The sequence below is a fragment of the Rhodococcus sp. (in: high G+C Gram-positive bacteria) genome (genome assembly GCF_049286785.1).
Taxonomy (GTDB): Bacteria; Actinomycetota; Actinomycetes; order Mycobacteriales; family Mycobacteriaceae; genus Rhodococcus_F.
The window spans coordinates 1-1,758 of sequence record NZ_JBAQEO010000292.1; the positions used below are offsets into that span (position 1 = coordinate 1).

Genomic DNA, 1,758 nt, shown 5'->3' on the forward strand with positions numbered 1-1,758 from the left:
GAACATGCCCGTCCAGATCGAATTCACCAGGTAGCACGATGGTCACGTCACACCCGTCGCCCACCGTGGTGATCGTCGGGGCCGGGCATGCCGGCGGCACTCTCGCCGGCATGCTGCGGCAGCAAAAATTCGAGGGCCGCATCGTCCTGTGCGGGGACGAAACGCATCCGCCCTATCACCGACCACCGCTGTCCAAAAAATACGCCGACGACGAGTTCGTCCAGTGGCTCAAGCCCGAATCGTTCTACGCCGACAACGAGATCGATAGCCGGCTGGGTGACCCGGTCGTGTGCATCGACCGGGACGCCCGGACCGCGACGACGGCGTCCGGCACGGTCCTCGAGTACACGACGCTCGTCCTCGCGACGGGTGCCGCGCCGCGGATCCTCACGCTGCCCGGTAGTGATCTCCAGGGCGTGCTCAGCCTGCGCACGCTCGACGACGCCACCCTGCTGCGCGAGGCCGTGCACACCGGATCGGCACTGGCCATCATCGGTGGCGGATACGTGGGGCTCGAGGTCGCCGCCTCGGCCCGCGCCCGCGGATGCGAGGTCACGGTGATCGAACGGGAGGACCGGGTGCTGGCGCGCGTCGCAAGTTCCGAACTGTCGACCGTCCTCACCGAATTCCACCGCAACCGCGGAACCCACATCCTCACGGGCGCGGAGGTTCGGGAGATCACGGGGACGGCGGGTCGGGTCGATGGTGTCGTACTCGGCGACGGAAGCGAAATCCCTTGTAATCTCGTGCTCGTGGGCGTCGGAGCGATCCCGAACGACGCGCTGGCACGCGAATCGGGCATCGACTGTCTCACGGGAATCGTGGTCAACGGTTCGGCACGCACCTGCGATCCGAACGTGCTCGCTATCGGGGACGTGACCTACCGCCAGCACGACACGCTCGGCAAGATGGTGCGACTCGAAAGTATCCCCAGCGCCGTCGAACAGGCGAAGCAGGCGGCGGCGGTCATCATGAACTCGCCTTTGCCACCTCACGAAGTGCCGTGGTTCTGGTCGGATCAGTTCGACCTGAAGCTGAAGATGGCGGGGATGGTCGGTCCGGACACCCGTGCGGTCCTGCGTGGCGACCCGTCGGACTCCTCCTTCGCCCTGTTCCACCTCGACAGCGACGGCATCCCGGTCGCCGTCGAGACCGTCAATGCCGCAGCTGAATTCATGGCGGGCAAGAAGTTCATCGGCAACCGCACCAAGATCGACCCCACCGCACTCGCCGATCCGGTCATCTCGTTGCGGGACACCGTTCTCTGAGCACTTCGATATCGGCCGGCCCTTTTCGGGTCCGCCCACACACCATGGAGTATTGATGATGGAAGCACTCGCAGCAGTCGCGAGAGAACCGCACACCGAGTTCACCCTCGAGCCGATCACCATCGAGGGCCCGAGGGCCGGTGAGGTCCTCGTGGAGATCGAAGCGGTCGGCATTTGCCACACCGACCTCGCCGCCCGCGACGGCGCCCTCCCGACCGCGCTGCCCGCCGTCCTCGGTCACGAAGGGTGCGGTGTCGTGCGGGAAGTCGGTGACGGCGTCACCAAGGTGATACCCGGCGACCGCGTCGCCATTACCTTCAACAGCTGCGGCACCTGTCCCTCGTGCACCACCGGGGCGCCCTCGTACTGCCACCAGTTCATGCACCTCGCCTACGACGGCGTCCGCGACGACGGCACCGGACCGATCACCACCACCGACGGCGAATCGTTGACCGGTCTGTTCTTCGGGCAATCCTCCTTCGCTACCCAC

2 protein-coding genes are annotated in these 1,758 nt (G+C 66.1%); both read left to right on the forward strand.

The genetic code is table 11. The features are described 5' to 3' along the window. Nucleotides 1-38: 38 nt before the first annotated feature. The gene (locus WAW17_RS11425; RefSeq protein ID WP_422333092.1) at nt 39-1,268 is read left to right on the forward strand and encodes an NAD(P)/FAD-dependent oxidoreductase; all 1,230 of its coding nucleotides are present in this window, start codon (nt 39-41) and stop codon (nt 1,266-1,268) included. A gap of 58 nt (nt 1,269-1,326) precedes the next feature. Continuing rightward, nucleotides 1,327-1,758, forward strand: a 432-nt coding sequence (locus WAW17_RS11430; RefSeq protein WP_422333093.1) for an alcohol dehydrogenase catalytic domain-containing protein, incomplete at its 3' end; no start/stop codon positions are given.